This is a genomic window from Nocardioides sp. YIM 152588 (genome assembly GCF_040191335.1).
In the GTDB taxonomy this organism is placed as follows: domain Bacteria; phylum Actinomycetota; class Actinomycetes; order Propionibacteriales; family Nocardioidaceae; genus Nocardioides.
In genome coordinates, this window is sequence record NZ_JBEGDJ010000012.1 from 19,541 (window position 1) to 35,535 (window position 15,995).

Genomic DNA, 15,995 nt, shown 5'->3' on the forward strand with positions numbered 1-15,995 from the left:
GCCACGCTGCACCAAGGAGGTTTCCATGGCCGCTCCGGTTACTGTCCGTCCCGGCTCCGAGCCGTCCCCCCGACCGCCGTCGCGCTTCAGCGGCCTGATCACCGAACCACGGGTGTTCCTTCCGGCCGCCGGCCTGCTGATCGCCTTCGTGGTCGTCACGGCGGCCTTCCCGAAGGAGACCGGTGACGTCCTCGCGACGATCAACGACACGGTCGTGGAGGACCTCGGCTGGTGGTACATCGCGGCGGTCACGGGGTTCGTCTTCTTCGCGGCGTGGCTGGCGATCTCGCGGCTCGGGGACATCGTGCTGGGGCAGGACGACGACGACCCCGAGTTCAGCCTCGGCTCGTGGTTCGCGATGCTCTTCGCGGCCGGCATGGGCATCGGCCTGGTGTTCTGGGGCGTGGCGGAGCCGCTGAGCCACTTCGCCTCCCCGCCGCCGGGCTCGCCGGCCGGCACGCCGTCCCTCGACGCCCGCACGGCGATGGACACGACGTACCTGCACTGGGGCCTGCACGCCTGGGCGATCTACGTCGTCGTCGGCGTCGCCATCGCCTACTCGGTGCACCGGCGCGGCAACCCGGTCTCGATCCGGTGGGCGATCGAGCCCCTGCTGGGGGAGCGGGTGCACGGCTTCTGGGGTGACGTCATCGACGTCTCCGCGGTGCTCGGCACGCTGTTCGGCGTGGCCACGTCGCTGGGCCTGGGCGTCAGCCAGATCAGTGCGGGGCTCGCCTACCTCGGCGTCGTCGACGAGCCGACGACGCTCCTGCTGATCGCGCTCATCGTGGTGATCACCTCGATCGCCCTGGTCTCGGTGGTGTCCGGCGTCGACAAGGGCATCCGGATCCTGTCGAACGTCAACATGGGCGTGGCGGTCGCGCTGATGCTCGCGGTGGTGCTGCTCGGCCCGACCTTCTTCATCTTCAGCGACTTCGTCACCCAGCTCGGCTCCTACATCCAGCGCTTCTTCGAGATGTCGTTCAACGCCCGGCCGTTCCAGCCGGACGGCAAGGCGTGGCTGGGGGACTGGACGACCTTCTACTGGGGCTGGTGGATGAGCTGGGCGCCGTTCGTGGGCGTCTTCATCGCCCGGATCTCCCGCGGCCGGACCGTTCGGGAGTTCGTGGTCGGCGTGCTGCTGGTGCCGACCCTGGTGACCTTCCTGTGGTTCTCGGTGATGGGCGGCACGGCGCTGTACGAGGAGCTGTTCGGGTCCGGCGGGCTCGTCGGCGAGGACGGCTCGGTCACGACCGACACCGCCCTGTTCCAGATGTTCGACCTGCTGCCCGGATCGGCGATCCTCAGCGGGGTCGCGGTGCTGCTGATCGTGGTCTTCTTCGTGACCAGCTCGGACTCGGGCTCCTTCGTGGTGGACATGCTGGCCTCCGGCGGTGAGCAGAACCCGCCGGTGTGGAGCCGTGCGTTCTGGGCGACGATGGAGGGCGCGGTCGCCGCCGTCCTGCTCTACGTCGGGATCCAGGCGCAGGAGACCGATCCGAGCGTGAACCCGCTCGGGGCGCTGCAGACCATGGCCATCCTGCTGGCGTTGCCGTTCAGCCTCGTGATGGTGGCGATGTGCGTCGCCACCGCGCGCGAGCTGCTGGCGGAGAACCGGGTCATGCGGCGCGAGGAGCGCCGGATCGTCACCGAGCAGCTGACCGATCACATCACCGACCACGTGACCCGGGAGATGCGCCGCCGCGGCGGCAACTCGGCGACGCCGCCGTCGTCGCGGCCGTCGTGGTCCTCGAAGCGGTCGCCGCGAGGCGGGGTCAGCGACGACCGATGATGCCGATCACCGGGGGCTGCTTCGAGTCGACGATGTAGACGCGGAAGCCGCCCTCGGTGAGGGCCGCCGAGGTCTTGGCGAGGATCTCGGGGACCTGCTCGGGACGCGTGGTCGAGAAGAACAGGTTGACCGAGCCGCCCGGGAGCACCCGCTCGTGGAGGAGCGCGATCTCGTCCTTGCAGTCGCGGACCCAGAACAGGTTCACGTCGAAGGCGAAGACCTTGGTCAGGCGCTTGACCGGGACCCGGAGCGTGGCGAGGTCGATCTGGCGCACGGTGAGCCGGCCCGCCTCGATGTGCGGTGCACACCGCTGCTTGGTGCGGTCGACGCCGGCCTCGGACCGGTCGATCGCGAACATCTTGCCCTTGCCCTCGAGACGCCGGCAGATCAGGTCGGCGGCCGCGCCGGTTCCGCACCCGATCTCCAGCACGTGGTCCTGAGGCTGGACGTCCATGAAGTCCACCGCCCACCGGATCCGGGCCGGGATCTGCTGTGCTGACATGAGGGCCAGCCTGCCAGACGCGGGCCGGTCCTGGCACCACAGGTCCACCTCACCGACCGCGTGTCCCGGGCGCGGGGGCACCGCCTAGGCTGGTGAGCCGTGACGAACGCGACGATGGACGAGTCCGGAACCAGCCCGATCCGGGTGGGCGTGCTGGGCGCCCGCGGCAAGGTCGGCTCCGAGGTGGTCAAGGCGGTCGAGGCCGCCGCGGACCTGGTGCTCTCCGCGGCGGTCGACGCGGGCGATCCGATCGAGACGCTGGCGGAGACGGGGACCCAGGTCGTCGTCGACTTCACCCACCCCGACGTGGTGATGGCGAACCTCGGCTACTGCATCGAGCACGGCATCCACGCCGTCGTCGGCACCACCGGCTTCGACGAGGAGCGGCTGGGGACGCTGCGCGGCCAGCTGGCCGAGCACCCCGAGGTCGGGGTGCTGATCGCGCCGAACTTCTCGATCGGCGCCATCCTGATGATGCGCTTCGCCGCCCAGGCGGCCCCGTTCTACGAGTCGGTCGAGGTGGTCGAGCTGCACCACCCGACGAAGGCCGACGCGCCGAGCGGTACGGCGCGCCGTACCGCCGAGCTGATCGCGGCCGCCCGCCGCGAGGCCGGCACGGGCCCGGTCCCGGACGCCACCTCGACGGCCCTGGAGGGAGCGCGCGGCGCCGACGTGGACGGCATCCCCGTGCACGCGCTGCGGATCCGTGGCCTGGTCGCGCACCAGGAGGTCGTCCTCGGCGGGCTGGGGGAGACCCTCACCATCCGCCACGACTCGCTCGACCGTGCCTCGTTCACCCCCGGCGTGCTCACCGGCGTCCGGAAGATCGCGTCGTTCCCGGGCCTGACCGTGGGCCTGGAGCACCTGCTCGACCTGGACTGAGCGCGAGTCGGCAGAGACTTTCTGCCGACTCGGCGCGCGACGCGGTCAGTTTCTGCCGACTCGCGGGTCACAGGGCGCGCAGCAGCGCAGCCACCGCCGCGGCGCCGACGACCACCACCAGGAACGGTGCCCGCAGCACCAGCAGCACCACGGCGGTGCCCAGGCCGGCCACGCGCGCGTCGAGGACCAGCCGCTGGCCGCCGTCGGGATCCGGCGCGGAGAGGACCTGCACCGAGACCAGCGCGGCCAGCAGCGCCACCGGGATCAGGTCCACCACCCGTGCGACCCAGGGCCGGGCCAGCACGGACTCGGGCACGGAGAGCCCGGCGAGCTTGAGCAGGTAGCAGCCGACGCCGCCGCCGAGGACGGCCCACCAGATCACGGCGCCACCTCCGGCGGTGGGGCGTGGCTGCGTCCGGCGAGCAGCGCGCCGACCAGGATCGCGACGCCCCCGGCCAGCAGCACCGGCAGCCCGGCGGGGGTGAACGGCACGGCCAGCGCGGCCAGGGCGGCGGCGAGCAGCGCGACGCGGGCGTGCCCCGGCTCCCGCAGCCGTGGCCACAGCAGCGCCAGGAACGCGGCGCCGACCGCCGCGTCGAGCCCGTAGTCGCGGGGGTCGCCGATCGCCTCCCCGGCCAGCGCGCCGAGGAGCGTGAAGGCGTTCCAGAGCACCAGGATGCTGATCCCCGTGGTGAGGAAGCCGACCCGGGCCAGGTCGCGGCCGGGGCGGTTGACCGCCATCGCGGTCGACTCGTCGATCAGCACGTGCGCGGCCGCGGCGCGACGCCAACCGCGCCAGCCGAGCAGGGGCGCCATCCGCAGCCCGTAGAGGGTGTTGCGGGCGCCGAGCAGCAGCGCGGTGGCCATCCCGGCCAGCGGCGCACCGCCCGCCCCGACCACGCCGGCCAGCGCGAACTGGGAGGCGCCCGTGAACATCAGCAGCGAGAGCGCGCAGGTCTGCGCCACGCTCAGGCCGGAGCCGACGGCGACCGCGCCGAAGCTGACGCCGTACAGGCCGGTGGCGACGCCCACCCCCAGGCTGTCGCGTACGACGCCGCGCCGGTCGGCCCGCGCGGTCACTCGATCGAGGTGTGCAGCCGGACCTGACGCACGGACTCCGGTCCCACCTCGCCGGTCAGCTCGCGGCTGGCGCCGTCCGCGGACCAGCCCGCGCCGGTCAGGAAGGCCCGCAGCCCGTCGTCGCCGGTGTCGACCCAGCACACCGCGCGGCTGAACCGGTCCGCGACGAGGGTGTCCACGCACGCCTGGAGCAGCCGGGAGCCGTGCCCGTGCCCGGTGCGGTCGGGGTCGACGGTGAACTCGGCGACCTCGCCGTCGGCGACGTCCTCGCTGTCGGGGTCCGCCGCCGGGACCGTGAGCGCGAAGCCGACCACCTCGTCGCCGGCGAGCGCCACGAGCGCCCGGTGCCGGGCGGCGGGCGGCCGCGCCAGGCTGGCGCGCCACGCCTCCTGCAGCCCCGCCGCCGCCTCGTCGCCCAGGTCCGCGGCGGCGGCGGCGAACCGCCGCTGCCAGGCCCGGAGCTGGACGCCGGCGATGCCGGCGGCGTCGGCCGGCCAGGCGACCCGGACGGAGACGTCTGCACCCACCATGCGGCCAGTCTGGCAGGCGCCCGCCCGCCACCGGGTGGCTAGGGTCGGTCCCATGGAGTTTCGGAATCTCGGAGCGAGCGGCCTGAGGATCTCGGCCATCGCCTACGGCAACTGGCTCACCCACGGATCGCAGGTCGAGGAGGACGCCGCCGCGGCCTGCGTGCGGCAGGCCCTCGACGAGGGCATCACCACCTTCGACACCGCCGACGTCTACGCCAACACCGCCGCGGAGTCGGTGCTCGGGCGGGCGCTGGCCGGCGAGCGGCGCGAGGGGCTGGAGATCTTCACCAAGGTCTTCTGGCCCACCGGTCCCGGTGAGCACAACGACCACGGCCTGTCCCGCAAGCACATCATGGAGTCGATCGACGGCTCGCTGAAGCGGTTGGGCACCGACTACGTGGACCTCTACCAGGCCCACCGCTACGACCACGAGACGCCGCTGGAGGAGACGATGCTCGCCTTCGCCGACGTCGTCCGCGCCGGCAAGGCGCTCTACATCGGCGTCTCGGAGTGGCGTGCCGAGGAGATCCGCGCGGCCGCCGGGCTGGCTCGCGAGCTGCGGGTCCCGCTGGTCTCCAACCAGCCGCAGTACTCGATGCTGTGGCGGGTCATCGAGTCCGAGGTGGACCCGGCCTGCCGCGAGCTCGGGCTCGGCCAGGTGGTGTGGTCCCCGATCGCCCAGGGCGTGCTCACCGGCAAGTACCTGCCCGGCCAGCCGCCGCCGGAGGGCTCGCGGGCCACCGACACCAAGGGCGGCGCCGGCTTCATCGAGAAGTGGATGACCGACGACGTGCTGGAGCGCGTCCAGCGCCTCAAGCCGATCGCCGAGGGCGTCGACCTGACGCTGGCGCAGCTGGCGGTGGCGTGGGTGCTGCAGAACCAGAACGTCTCCTGCGCGATCATCGGCGCCAGCCGCCCCGAGCAGGTGACGGAGAACGTCAAGGCCGCCGGCGTGACGTTGGGGGAGGACGTGCTGTCCGCGATCGACGAGGTGCTCGGCGACGCCGTGATCACCGACCCGGCGCTGACCGTCTCGCCGCGCCGCTCGGAGGTCCTGGGCTGAGCCCACGGGCGCGAGTCGGCACGAGCTGACCGTCAGTCTCTGCCGACTCGCGCCTCAGAGCGTGAACGAGTAGCGGCTGGTGGGGACGAGGTCGAGGCCGGTGTCCGCCCCGAACCGGGAGCAGCTCTCCATGAGGGTCGCGAACCGGCGCTGGAGCTCCTCCTCGTCCCCGCCGCTGCCGTGGAAGGCGTGGCCGTCGGTCATCGCTGCCATGGGGAACAGCTCCTCGACGATGCCCTCGACCGGCGGCGCGTCCGGCGTGATCGCCTCCAGCACCGGGTTCTGCACGTAGCCGAAGGTCCCCTGGGTGGCGATGGCCACGGCGGTGTGCCGGTCCAGCCAGTCGGCGAGCCACGCCTCGCGGGTCATCGCCCCGGGCCTCCGCAGGAACGCGACGTTGGCCAGCGCCGGGGTCCGTACGCCGTCCGCGTCGGCCGGGCCGGGCAGCGGCCGGCGCTCCTCGACCGACCAGCCGTCGGCGCCCGCGTCCCGGCGCCGTACGACGCCCGCGACGGCCCGCGGCGACGTACCGCCCCACACGCTGACCACCGCCGTGATCCGCGGCCCGGGGCCGAACCGCATCGCGTCCGCCACCTCGGCGTCGTCCAGGTTGACCTGGAGCCGGGTGGCGCCGACGGCGGCGAGCTCGGCGCGCAGGCCGGGCCCGAGCAGGTCGTCGCGGAGGCCGGCGCCCGGCTCGCGGTGCTGGTCACCGTCCAGGTCGCGGTGCAGGGCCAGGATGCACTTCACCCCGGCACGGTAGACCGTGCCGGGGTGAGTCGCGGGGCGTGCTCCCGCTCAGCTGTAGTCGTCGGGCAGCTGCTGCCCGATCTTCATGCGCGCCTTGGGCATCCGCATGAACTTCATCTGCATGCCGCGGACCAGCGCGTAGTAGGTCGCGCCCTTGTGGGACTCGTCGGGGAACCGGCGGCGCAGCTCGCGGTGCAGCTTGAAGCGCAGCAGCACCATGTCGACGATGACGAACAGGAAGGTCGCCAGCATGATCATGTTGGCGGCCTGCAGCAGCGCGGCACCGCCGAAGGTGCTGAGCACCAGCGAGAAGACGACCAGCGGGATCAGCAGGTCGACGACCGAGAACCGGACGTCCACGAAGTCGCGGATGAACCGGCGGACCGGGCCCTTGTCGCGCTGCAGGAAGTAGCGCTCGTCGCCGGTCTTCATGGCCTGGCGTACCTTCTGGCTGCGCTCGGCGCGGGCGGCGCGGTCGCGCTTGGCCAGCTCCTTGCGGTCGCGCGGCGCCTTGGCGCGGGCCTTGGCCGCGGCCTCCGCCTCCTTGCGGGTCGGCGTCGGGCGACCCTTGCCGCCCTCCTTCACGGGCGCGGTGGCGACGGGCTCGGACTTGGTCCGCTTGAACATCGGTTCTGGTTTCCCTCGGGTGGTTCGGGTGGTGCGGTGGTTCGGGTGGGTGGGATCGGTGGGCCGCGCGGTCAGTCGCGCGCGGTCTTCCCGGGCAGGTCGAGCATCCGCTGGAGCGCGACCAGCGCCTCGGCCTGGGTCTTCTCGTCGACCTCGATCCGGTTGACGACGACGCCGTTGACCAGGTTCTCCAGCGCCCACACGAAGTGGGGCAGGTCGATCCGGTTCATCGTGGAGCAGTAGCAGACGTTCCGGTCGAGGAACATGATGTTCTTGTCCGGGTGGGCGTTGGCCAGCCGCTGCACGAGGTTCAGCTCGGTGCCGATGGCCCAGCTCGAGCCGGCCGGCGCGGCCTCGATGGTCTTGATGATGAACTCGGTGGAGCCGATCAGGTCGGCCTTGAGCACCACCTCGTGCTGGCACTCGGGGTGCACCAGCACGTTCAGGTCGGGGACCTTGGCGCGCAGCTCGTCGATCACGTCGGGGGAGAAGCGGCCGTGGACCGAGCAGTGGCCCTTCCACAGGATCATCTTCGCGCCGGCGAGCTCCTCGGCGGTCAGGCCGCCGCCGGGCTTGAGCGGGTTCCACACGACGCACTCGTCGAGCCCGACGCCGAGCTCGAGGACGGCCGTGTTGCGGCCGAGGTGCTGGTCGGGCAGGAAGAGGACCTTGGTGTCGGGCCCGTTCTGCTCGAACGCCCACTCCAGCGCCACCTCGGCGTTGGAGGAGGTGCAGACCAGTCCGCCGTTGCGGCCGCAGAAGGCCTTGATGTCGGCGCTGGAGTTCATGTAGGTGACCGGGACGACCTGGTCCTGGACTCCGGCGGCGGCGAGCGCCTCCCAGGCGGCCTCGACCTGCGCCAGGCGCGCCATGTCCGCCATCGAGCAGCCGGCCGCGAGGTCGGGCAGGATCACCTGCTGGTCGTCGGTGGTGAGGATGTCGGCCGACTCCGCCATGAAGTGCACGCCGCAGAAGACGATGTACTCGGCGTCCGGCCGCGCCGCGGCGTCGCGGGCGAGCTTGAACGAGTCGCCGGTGACGTCGGCGAAGCGGATGACCTCGTCGCGCTGGTAGTGGTGGCCGAGCACGAAGAGCTTCTCGCCGAGCGCCGCCTTCGCCGCCTCCGCCCGGGCCACCAGGTCCGGGTCCGAGGCCGGCGGCAGGTCGCCCGGGCACTCGACACCACGCTCGGAGAGCGGGTCGGTGCCTCGTCCCAGCGGCAGCAGCGGCAGGTCGACGGTCGTCATGGGTGGATTCTAGGCCGCGACCTTCCGGCGTCCCGATTCGGTGTCCGCGACCTGGTGTTCTGCGTCACCCGACCCCGCCCCTGCGACGAGGCGCTCAGAGCAGCGCACCGTTGTGCAGGTACGGCGACGGCGGAGCCATGCCGGCGAGGCCGAGGAAGCCGGACTGGCCGAGCGCGAGCCCGGCGTCGAGGCCGATCCGGGCCGCCCACTGGTTGGCGTCGGTGACGTGGTCGACCTCGAAGCGGCCCTCGGCCCGGGCCAGGCACTCCCACAGCAGCGCCGAGGCGCCGTCGACCTCCCGTGCGGCGACGACGGCGACGTGGGTCGGTCCGCCGTAGGCGTAGCCGGTCCGGTCCGCGAGCACCAGCAGGCGGCCGTAGTCGGCGAGCGCCGCGTGGTCGGGTCCGTGCGGGCCGCCGCGGTGGTCGCGGTCCAGGTCGTCCATCCACGCCAGGTCGTCGGCGGTCCCCTCGCGCACACCCCGGACCGCGGGGAGCGCGGCCCGGTCGACCTCGCCGGCGAGGTGGACCTGCGGGTGCAGGGTGAAGCCCGCCCGGTGGTAGCGGCGCAGCGCCTTCGGGTCCGAGGAGGCCGACAGCATCCGGCGCGGGGAGCCCTCGGCGTAGCCCATCGCCGCGTCCAGTACCGCGCGCCCGATCCCGGCTCCCTGCCGGCCCGGGAGGACCGCGTAGGTGGCCAGGCACCACACGTCCTCGCGCCGGAAGGAGGTGGCGAACCCGACCATCCGGCCCTCGTCCTCGGCCACCCAGCACCCCCCGGGGTCGATGTCCAGGAACCTCCGGGTGCGGGCCATCCAGGCGGCCGACCGCGCCGGCGTACGCCGCTGGGGCGCGGGCCACGATGGCGGGAAGGTGGCCACGTCGAGCTGGTAGAAGGCCTCGTCGCACACCTGCTCGGCGACGGGCACGTCCGTCGCCCGCATCGCCCGGATCTCCATGCCCGGAGCCTAGGGGGCCTTCGGGAGCGGAGCGGGCGCCAGCGACGGCCGAGGCGGCAGGATGGGCGCATGCGCGTACTCGTGGCCCCGGACAAGTTCGCCGGCACGCTGACAGCGGTCGAGGCGGCGGAGGCGATCGCCGTCGGCTGGCGGCGGCACGCCCCGGGCGACGAGCTCGAGCTGGTGCCGATGTCGGACGGCGGGCCCGGCTTCGTCGACGTGCTGCACGCCTCCCGCGGCGGCGACCTGCTGGCCGTCACCGTGCCCGGGCCGTTCGGCGACCCGGTGCCGGCGGCGGTGCTGCGCGTCGGCGACACGGCGTACGTGGAGTGCGCGCAGGCGTGCGGGGTGCACCTGACCGGCGGCGAGGGCGGCGCGTCGGCGTCCACGGCGGGCGTCGGCGGGCTGGTCGCGGCCGCCGTCGCCTCGGGGGCGGGGCGGGTCGTGGTCGGGCTCGGGGGATCGGGGACCAACGACGGCGGCGCGGGCCTGCTCGGCGCGCTGGGCGCGACCGCCGACCGGCCGCTGGACCGCGGTGGCGAGGCGCTCGCCGGGGTCGCGGCGGTGGACCTGGCACCCGCCCGCAGCGCGGTCGCCGGCGTCGAGCTGGTCATCGCCAGCGACGTCGACAGCCCGTTGACCGGCCTGTTCGGCGCCACGAAGACCTTCGGCCCGCAGAAGGGCGTCGCCGAGGCCGACCTGCCGGGCCTGGACGCCGTGCTGGAGGGTTTCGCCGCGGCCACGGACCGCCGTACCGCGCTCGAGCCGGGGGCCGGCGCGGCCGGCGGCCTGGGCCACGCGCTGCTGCTGCTCGGCGCGACCCGGGTGCCGGGGGTGGAGTACGTCGCCGAGGCGGTCGGCCTCGCCGAGCGTGCCCGCGACGCCGACCTGCTGCTGACGGGCGAGGGCGCGTTCGACTTCAGCAGCCGGGCCGGGAAGGTCCCGTTCGGGGTGGCCGCGGTGGCGTCGGCCGCGCTGCGGCCGTGCGTCGCGATCGCCGGCCGGGTGCTGGTCGGGTCCCGGGAGATGCGTGCGCTCGGCATGGACGCCGCCTACGCGCTCGTCGACGTGGTGGGGGAGGAGCGGTCCTTCGCCGACCCCGCCGGAGCGCTGGCGGAGACGGCCGAGCGGGTGGCCCGGACCTGGAGCCGCTGAGGCCGCGTGGGCGAAGCGGCCGAACCCCTGGCGGACCGGGAGAACGTGTTCTAGATTCGGCCGCCATGGACGTCCGCAGCCGCTTCGAGGAGCTCCGCTCCGCCGACTCCGTCGACCCCGCCGAGGTGGAGGCGCTGTGGGCCGACCTGCCGACGGTGGCGGTCGCCGACATCCTCGGGCCCTGGCGCGGCGGCGACTTCGCGTGCGGCCACCCCGCGAGCGGGTTGCTGACCAGGCTGGGCTGGCACGGCAAGAACTTCGACGACCCGATGGCGGCCCAGCCGCTGGTCTGCCGCGGCGCCGACGGCGCGTTGTACTCCAACACCGACGCCGCCGCCGGCGGCGAGGCGTCGCTGTGGGACATCGCCTTCCGCGGCGAGGTCACCGCCACGATGGTCTACGACCGGATGCCCGTCCTCGACCACTTCAAGGCGGTCGACGGGGACACGCTGCTCGGGGTGATGAACGGCAAGCTGGCGGCGTACTTCGGCGTGCCGGACCTGTACTGGTTCTGGCTGGAGCGGGACCGCTGACACCGGTCGGCGGAGAGGGAGGAAGAGGACTGATGAGGACCACCGTGGCGCTGGTGGAGAAGCCGGGCGGGGAGTTCACCTTCGCCGAGGTCGAGCTCGAGGAGCCCCGGCCCGACGAGGTGCTGGTGCGGATCGTGGCCACCGGGCTGTGCCACACCGACCTGACCGTCCCGACGATGCTGCCGGCGGAGATGTTCCCGACCGTGATGGGCCACGAGGGCACCGGCGTGGTCGAGGCGGTCGGCGCGGAGGTCTCCGGGATCGAGGTCGGCGACCACGTCGTCCTCTCGTTCCGCTCCTGCCGCGCGTGCGGACCCTGCCGGGACGGCGACGTCGGCTACTGCGAGCAGTCGCTGCTGCTCAACTACATGGGCATGCGCCCCGACGGCACGACCACCATGAGCCGGGGCGAGGAGACCGTCTTCGGCTCGTTCTTCGGTCAGTCCAGCCTGGCGCGGCACGCCCTCGCGTACGCCGACAACTGCGTCGTCGTGGACAAGGAGCTCGACCTCACCCGGCTGGCGCCGTTCGCGTGCGGCTTCCAGACCGGCGCCGGCACCGTGCTCAACGTGATCGGTGCCGGCCCCGGGGACACGCTCGCCGTCTTCGGTGCCGGTGCTGTCGGGCTGGCGGCGATCGCGGCGGCGGCCGGCGCTGGGGTGGAGACGATCGTGGCGGTGGACCCGTCGGCCGAGCGCCGGGCCGCGGCCGAGAGGTACGGCGCCGTGGCGATCGACCCGGCCGGCGCCGGGGCGGACGACGTGCCGAGCGTCGAGGAGCAGGTCAAGGCCGCCACGGGCGGCGGCGCGCGGTACGCGATCGACACCACCGCGATCCCGGCCGTGGTGCTGCAGGCGCAGCACGCCCTGCGTCCACAGGGCACGCTGGTCGCGCTGGGCCTGGGTGCCGCGGAGTACACGGTGGACGCGCTCGACCTGCTGCAGGGCGGGAAGACCGTGCGGTCCTCGATCGAGGGCGACGCGGACCCGCTGGTCACCATCCCCGAGCTGATCTCGCTGCGGGAGGAGGGGAGGTTCGACGTGGACGGCCTGGTCACGACGTACCCCTTCGAGCGCCTGGCCGACGCCGTCGCCGACGCCCACGCCGGGAAGGTGATCAAGCCGGTCCTGGTCTGGTGAGCCGCCTCCGGCCACCGTCCGGCGCCGGGCGCGCGATCGCCGGGAATAACGCCCGGTGTGTCACCATTGGAACCAGTACGCGGGCCGGAAGGTGCCGCGCCACGACAACGACTTGCGGGAGTGAGTATGAGCGACGGATGCGGCTGCGGTAGCGGCCACGGCCACGGTCACGAGGCCGCCGGCGCGACCCAGACGGTCGCCGCCCCGGTGATGACGGACCGCCGTGAGGACCAGATCAACCTCAGCCCGGTGGCTGCCGGCAAGGTGAAGAGCCTGCTCGAGCAGGAGGGGCGCGACGACCTGTCCCTGCGGATCTCGGTGCAGCCCGGCGGCTGCTCGGGCCTGCGCTACCAGCTCTTCTTCGACGAGCGCAGCCTCGACGGCGACGTGGTCACCGACTTCGACGGCGTCGCCGTGGTCGTCGACCGGATGAGCGTCCCCTACCTCAACGGCGCGGTGATCGACTTCGTCGACACCATCGAGAAGCAGGGCTTCACGATCGACAACCCGAACGCCACGGGTTCCTGCGCCTGCGGCGACTCGTTCCACTGAGCTGAACTGCGCGAGCGCGTCGCTCCTTCGTCGCGCCGCGCTGCCGCGCTCGCTGTCGGCCGCCGCGGGGTGCCAGGACTCCTGGCGGCCTGCGGCGGCCGCACGCGGTAAAGCCCGGCTCGTCCGCTCCGGTCGCTGCGCTCCCTGCGCGGGCTCGCCGTGCGTTTCCCGCGATTGCGGCCGTTAGATCGGCGCTCGGGTCGACTGGCGGCACCTGAGACACCAGAAAGCCACCCCGATCGGGGTGGCTTTCTGCATGTCGGCGGAGCGAAGCGGAGACGCGCTCGGCCCCATCCAAGTCAGTCGAGGTGGAGGTGGAGCGCGTTGGCGAGGCGTTGGGCGGCCTCGTCGATCCGGATGTCCCGCTTGCGGACCTCGCGGGGGTACTCGTCGAAGTGGATGCTCGGGGCGGGGCGAACCACGCGGACCTCGGCCTGGGCGAGCCGGCGGTGGACCGCCTCGCAGTCGGCGCGGAGGTCGGCGGGAGCCTGGATCTCCTCGTACGGCGTCATGTCAGCGACGGTAGGCGTTACTTGCGCGTACACCCAGGAGTACCGGTCGGTAGTGTGGGGTCACGTGACCCCCGCACCAGACGCCTCGGGCGCGCTGCTCATCGCAGGCTCCATCGCCACCGACCACCTGATGACGTTCGGGGGCCAGTTCTCGGACTCCCTCGTGGTCGACCAGCTGGACAAGCTGTCGGTCTCCTTCCTCGTCGACGAGCTGGAGATCCGCCGCGGCGGGGTGGCGCCGAACATGTGCTTCGGCCTCGGCCGGCTGGGCCTGCGGCCGGTGCTGGTCGGCGCGGCGGGGGAGGACTTCGGCGACTACCGCTCCTGGCTGGAGCGGCACGGCGTCGACTGCGACTCGGTGCACATCTCCGAGAGCAGGCACACCGCCCGCTTCGTGTGCACCACCGACACCACGATGGCGCAGTTCGCCTCGTTCTACCCCGGCGCGATGAGCGAGGCCCGGCTGATCGAGCTGGCCCCGATCGTGGCCCGCGTCGGTGACCCGGCGTACGTGCTGATCGGCGCGGACGACCCGGACGCGATGCGCCGGCACACCGAGGAGTGCCGCCAGCGCGGCTACCGCTTCATCGCGGACTGCTCCCAGCAGCTCGCCTTCGGTGACGGGGAGCTGATCCGCGACCTGATCGACGGTGCGGCCCTGCTCTTCTCCAACGAGTACGAGTCGCACGTGATCGAGAAGAAGACCGGCTGGACCGAGGACGAGGTCCTCGACCGGGTCGGCTACCAGGTCACCACGCTCGGCAAGGAAGGCGTCCGGGTCCGCGACCGCCACGGCCTGCTGATCGAGGTGCCGGCCGCCAAGGACGTCGGCGCCGTCGAGCCCACCGGCGTCGGCGACGCGTTCCGTGCCGGGTTCCTGGCCGCGCTGGCCTGGGGCGTGACGCTCGAGCGGGCCTGCCAGGTCGGCTGCGTGCTCGCCGCCTACGTCGTCGAGACCGTCGGCACCCAGGAGTACGACTTCACGCACGCGCAGTTCCTGGAGCGCGTCCGCGACTCCTACGGCGACCAGGCCGCCGAGGACGTCGCCCCGTACCTCGTCTGAGACGTCCGGGGCGCGAGTCGGCAGAAAGTTTCTGCCGACTCGCGCCCTGGGGCTGTCAGTTTCTGCCGGCTCGCGTCAGGTCAGGCGCCGCACGACGTAGCGCGGCGTCCCGTCCTCGGCGGCCTCCTCGCCGACGTACTCCTGCCCCCGCATCCGGCACCAGGCCGGGACGTCGTGCCGGGCGGCGGGGTCGCGCGCCAGCACGGCGATCGTCTCGCCGACCGCGACGTCGGGCAGCGCCCGTGCCAGCTCGATGATCGGGCGCGGGCACGGCAGGTCCCGGCAGTCGAGCTCACGGGCGCTCACAGCACGCCCCGGCGCAGCCGCTCGACCGTCTCGCCGAGCGCGCGGCAGAACGCGTCGACCTGCTCGGCCGTGGTCTCCCGGGTGAGCGACACCCGGACGTTGCCGTGGGTGAGCGCGCCGATCGCGGCGAGCACGTGGCTCGGCTCCAGGGTGGACGCCGTGCACGCCGAGCCGCTGGCGACGCCGAACCCCTGCCGGTCCAGGTCGGTGACGAGCTCGTCGCCCGCGAGGTAGAGGCAGGAGAAGGTCACCAGGTGCGGGAGCCGGTCGTCGGGGTCGCCGACGACCTCGGTGTCCGGGAGCGCGGCCGCGGCGGCCCGGATCCGGTCCACCAGCACCCGCTGCCGCGCGGCGACCTCGGTCCGCTCCGCGAGCACCGCCTGGAGGGCGGCCGCGGCGGCCAGCGCCGCCGGCACGTCGGGGAAGCCGTCGGGCTCCAGGACGTCCTCGCCGGGGAACGGGTTGTGCCAGCGGGTGCCGCGCCGCACGGCGAGCACGCCGACGCCCGCCGGCCCGCCCCACTTGTGCCCCGAGGCGGTCAGGACGTCCCAGCGGGTCGGCAGGTCCGCGTGGCCGAGCGCCGCGGCGGCGTCGACGAAGAGCGGTACGCCGGCGGGCAGGTCGAGCTCGTCGACGGGCTGCCGCGTGCCGATCTCCTGGTTGGCGGCCTGCACCGCCACCGCGGCCGTGCCGGGGCGCCCGGCGGCCGCGGCGACGACGTCGGGCGCCACCCGGCCGAGCCGGTCGACCGGCAGCGCGACGTGGTCGTCGGACGGGCGCCAGGCGACGGCGTGCAGCACGGAGGAGTGCTCGACGGCGGTGTGCGCGACGCCGGCGCGGCCCGAGGGCGCCTGGGCGGCGACGAGGCCGAGCAGGCCGCGGTGCACGGCGTCGGTGCCGGAGGCGGTGAAGGCGACCTCGTCGGCGCGGACGCCGAGGCACTCGGCCACCACGGCGCGGGCGTTGTCCAGCAGCAGCCGCGCATCGCGTCCGGCGCCGTGCAGGCGGCGGGGGTCGCCGTACCCGCGCTCGAGGGCGGCCCGCAGGACGTCGCGGGCCGCGGGGTGGAGCGCGGTGGACGAGGCCGCGTCGAGGTAGACCGGGGGGACCGGTGCGCCGGGGGTCGGGCTGCTCTGCACAGGACAGACCCTAGGATGTCGCCGTTGAAGGCTCGGGCCTGGCTGCGGTCACGCCCCGGTGCGACCGCGGGGCGTCTCCGCGGGACGACCCCGGGGCGCGCCAACTCTCAGGCTCCGCTAAGGTTTTGGTCAGATCTGACCCTCGAGAGGAAGGCTCGTTCGTGG

General features: G+C 73.4%; 19 protein-coding genes. 8 read left to right on the forward strand and 11 right to left on the reverse strand.

The window, feature by feature from the left end; genetic code table 11:
• Positions 1 to 25 precede the first annotated feature (25 nt).
• Positions 26 to 1,792, forward strand: coding sequence for a BCCT family transporter (locus tag ABLM29_RS08340; RefSeq protein WP_349713626.1), 1,767 nt, complete (start codon positions 26 to 28; stop codon positions 1,790 to 1,792).
• On the opposite strand, the gene ABLM29_RS08345 is transcribed toward ABLM29_RS08340, so the two are convergent.
• Positions 1,776 to 2,294, reverse strand: a complete 519-nt coding sequence (locus tag ABLM29_RS08345; RefSeq protein WP_349713627.1) for a class I SAM-dependent methyltransferase — start codon at positions 2,292 to 2,294, stop codon at positions 1,776 to 1,778. The genes ABLM29_RS08340 and ABLM29_RS08345 overlap by 17 nt on opposite strands.
• A gap of 114 nt (positions 2,295 to 2,408) precedes the next feature.
• Between ABLM29_RS08345 and dapB the strand changes: the two genes are divergently transcribed.
• Positions 2,409 to 3,176, forward strand: a complete 768-nt coding sequence (gene dapB, locus ABLM29_RS08350; protein ID WP_349713707.1) for a 4-hydroxy-tetrahydrodipicolinate reductase — start codon at positions 2,409 to 2,411, stop codon at positions 3,174 to 3,176.
• Between the two features lie 67 nt (positions 3,177 to 3,243).
• Here the strand turns inward: dapB and ABLM29_RS08355 are convergent, their stop codons facing one another.
• The 3 genes from ABLM29_RS08355 to ABLM29_RS08365 are packed head-to-tail and all read right to left on the reverse strand — an operon-like array spanning position 3,244 to position 4,786.
• Positions 3,244 to 3,558 carry an AzlD domain-containing protein gene (locus tag ABLM29_RS08355; protein ID WP_349713628.1) on the reverse strand — a complete coding sequence of 105 codons (315 nt, stop codon included), beginning with the start codon at positions 3,556 to 3,558 and terminating at the stop codon, positions 3,244 to 3,246.
• Positions 3,555 to 4,256, reverse strand: a complete 702-nt coding sequence (locus tag ABLM29_RS08360) for an AzlC family ABC transporter permease (protein WP_349713629.1) — start codon at positions 4,254 to 4,256, stop codon at positions 3,555 to 3,557. Before ABLM29_RS08360 ends, ABLM29_RS08355 begins: the two co-directional genes overlap by 4 nt.
• Complete coding sequence (locus tag ABLM29_RS08365) at positions 4,253 to 4,786, reverse strand: GNAT family N-acetyltransferase (RefSeq protein ID WP_349713630.1); 534 nt, start codon at positions 4,784 to 4,786, stop codon at positions 4,253 to 4,255. Before ABLM29_RS08365 ends, ABLM29_RS08360 begins: the two co-directional genes overlap by 4 nt.
• A 52-nt stretch (positions 4,787 to 4,838) precedes the next feature.
• Between ABLM29_RS08365 and ABLM29_RS08370 the strand changes: the two genes are divergently transcribed.
• Positions 4,839 to 5,849: an aldo/keto reductase family protein gene (locus tag ABLM29_RS08370; protein WP_349713631.1), complete on the forward strand. Its 1,011-nt coding sequence runs from the start codon at positions 4,839 to 4,841 to the stop codon at positions 5,847 to 5,849.
• A gap of 54 nt (positions 5,850 to 5,903) precedes the next feature.
• Here ABLM29_RS08370 and ABLM29_RS08375 read toward each other — a convergent pair whose 3' ends face one another.
• From ABLM29_RS08375 to ABLM29_RS08390, 4 genes are all read right to left on the reverse strand, one after another.
• Positions 5,904 to 6,599: a hypothetical protein gene (locus tag ABLM29_RS08375; protein WP_349713632.1), complete on the reverse strand. Its 696-nt coding sequence runs from the start codon at positions 6,597 to 6,599 to the stop codon at positions 5,904 to 5,906.
• A 48-nt stretch (positions 6,600 to 6,647) separates the two neighbouring features.
• Complete coding sequence (locus ABLM29_RS08380) at positions 6,648 to 7,226, reverse strand: DUF3043 domain-containing protein (RefSeq protein ID WP_349713633.1); 579 nt, start codon at positions 7,224 to 7,226, stop codon at positions 6,648 to 6,650.
• Between the two features lie 71 nt (positions 7,227 to 7,297).
• Positions 7,298 to 8,473: a quinolinate synthase NadA gene (nadA, locus tag ABLM29_RS08385; RefSeq protein ID WP_349713634.1), complete on the reverse strand. Its 1,176-nt coding sequence runs from the start codon at positions 8,471 to 8,473 to the stop codon at positions 7,298 to 7,300.
• Positions 8,474 to 8,567: 94 nt separating this feature from the next.
• Positions 8,568 to 9,431 (reverse strand): GNAT family N-acetyltransferase, encoded by an 864-nt coding sequence (locus ABLM29_RS08390; RefSeq protein ID WP_349713635.1) that lies wholly within the window; start codon positions 9,429 to 9,431, stop codon positions 8,568 to 8,570.
• A gap of 69 nt (positions 9,432 to 9,500) precedes the next feature.
• Between ABLM29_RS08390 and ABLM29_RS08395 the strand changes: the two genes are divergently transcribed.
• The 4 genes from ABLM29_RS08395 (at position 9,501) to erpA (ending at position 12,810) form a co-directional block, all read left to right on the forward strand.
• Positions 9,501 to 10,586, forward strand: a complete 1,086-nt coding sequence (locus ABLM29_RS08395; protein ID WP_349713636.1) for a glycerate kinase family protein — start codon at positions 9,501 to 9,503, stop codon at positions 10,584 to 10,586.
• A 65-nt stretch (positions 10,587 to 10,651) separates the two neighbouring features.
• Positions 10,652 to 11,119 carry a DUF4334 domain-containing protein gene (locus tag ABLM29_RS08400; protein WP_349713637.1) on the forward strand — a complete coding sequence of 156 codons (468 nt, stop codon included), beginning with the start codon at positions 10,652 to 10,654 and terminating at the stop codon, positions 11,117 to 11,119.
• A gap of 32 nt (positions 11,120 to 11,151) precedes the next feature.
• Positions 11,152 to 12,258: an NAD(P)-dependent alcohol dehydrogenase gene (locus tag ABLM29_RS08405; protein WP_349713638.1), complete on the forward strand. Its 1,107-nt coding sequence runs from the start codon at positions 11,152 to 11,154 to the stop codon at positions 12,256 to 12,258.
• A gap of 210 nt (positions 12,259 to 12,468) precedes the next feature.
• On the forward strand, positions 12,469 to 12,810 hold the full coding sequence (gene erpA, locus ABLM29_RS08410; RefSeq protein WP_349713708.1) for an iron-sulfur cluster insertion protein ErpA: 342 nt from the start codon (positions 12,469 to 12,471) through the stop codon (positions 12,808 to 12,810).
• Between the two features lie 299 nt (positions 12,811 to 13,109).
• Here the strand turns inward: erpA and ABLM29_RS08415 are convergent, their stop codons facing one another.
• Positions 13,110 to 13,322: a hypothetical protein gene (locus ABLM29_RS08415; protein WP_349713639.1), complete on the reverse strand. Its 213-nt coding sequence runs from the start codon at positions 13,320 to 13,322 to the stop codon at positions 13,110 to 13,112.
• Between the two features lie 130 nt (positions 13,323 to 13,452).
• Between ABLM29_RS08415 and ABLM29_RS08420 the strand changes: the two genes are divergently transcribed.
• Positions 13,453 to 14,385 (forward strand): carbohydrate kinase family protein, encoded by a 933-nt coding sequence (locus ABLM29_RS08420; protein ID WP_349713709.1) that lies wholly within the window; start codon positions 13,453 to 13,455, stop codon positions 14,383 to 14,385.
• A gap of 75 nt (positions 14,386 to 14,460) precedes the next feature.
• On the opposite strand, the gene ABLM29_RS08425 is transcribed toward ABLM29_RS08420, so the two are convergent.
• Both ABLM29_RS08425 and ABLM29_RS08430 read right to left on the reverse strand, forming a co-directional pair.
• Positions 14,461 to 14,691, reverse strand: coding sequence for a sulfurtransferase TusA family protein (locus ABLM29_RS08425; RefSeq protein WP_349713640.1), 231 nt, complete (start codon positions 14,689 to 14,691; stop codon positions 14,461 to 14,463).
• Positions 14,688 to 15,830, reverse strand: a complete 1,143-nt coding sequence (locus tag ABLM29_RS08430) for a cysteine desulfurase family protein (RefSeq protein ID WP_349713641.1) — start codon at positions 15,828 to 15,830, stop codon at positions 14,688 to 14,690. Before ABLM29_RS08430 ends, ABLM29_RS08425 begins: the two co-directional genes overlap by 4 nt.
• Positions 15,831 to 15,995 lie beyond the last annotated feature (165 nt).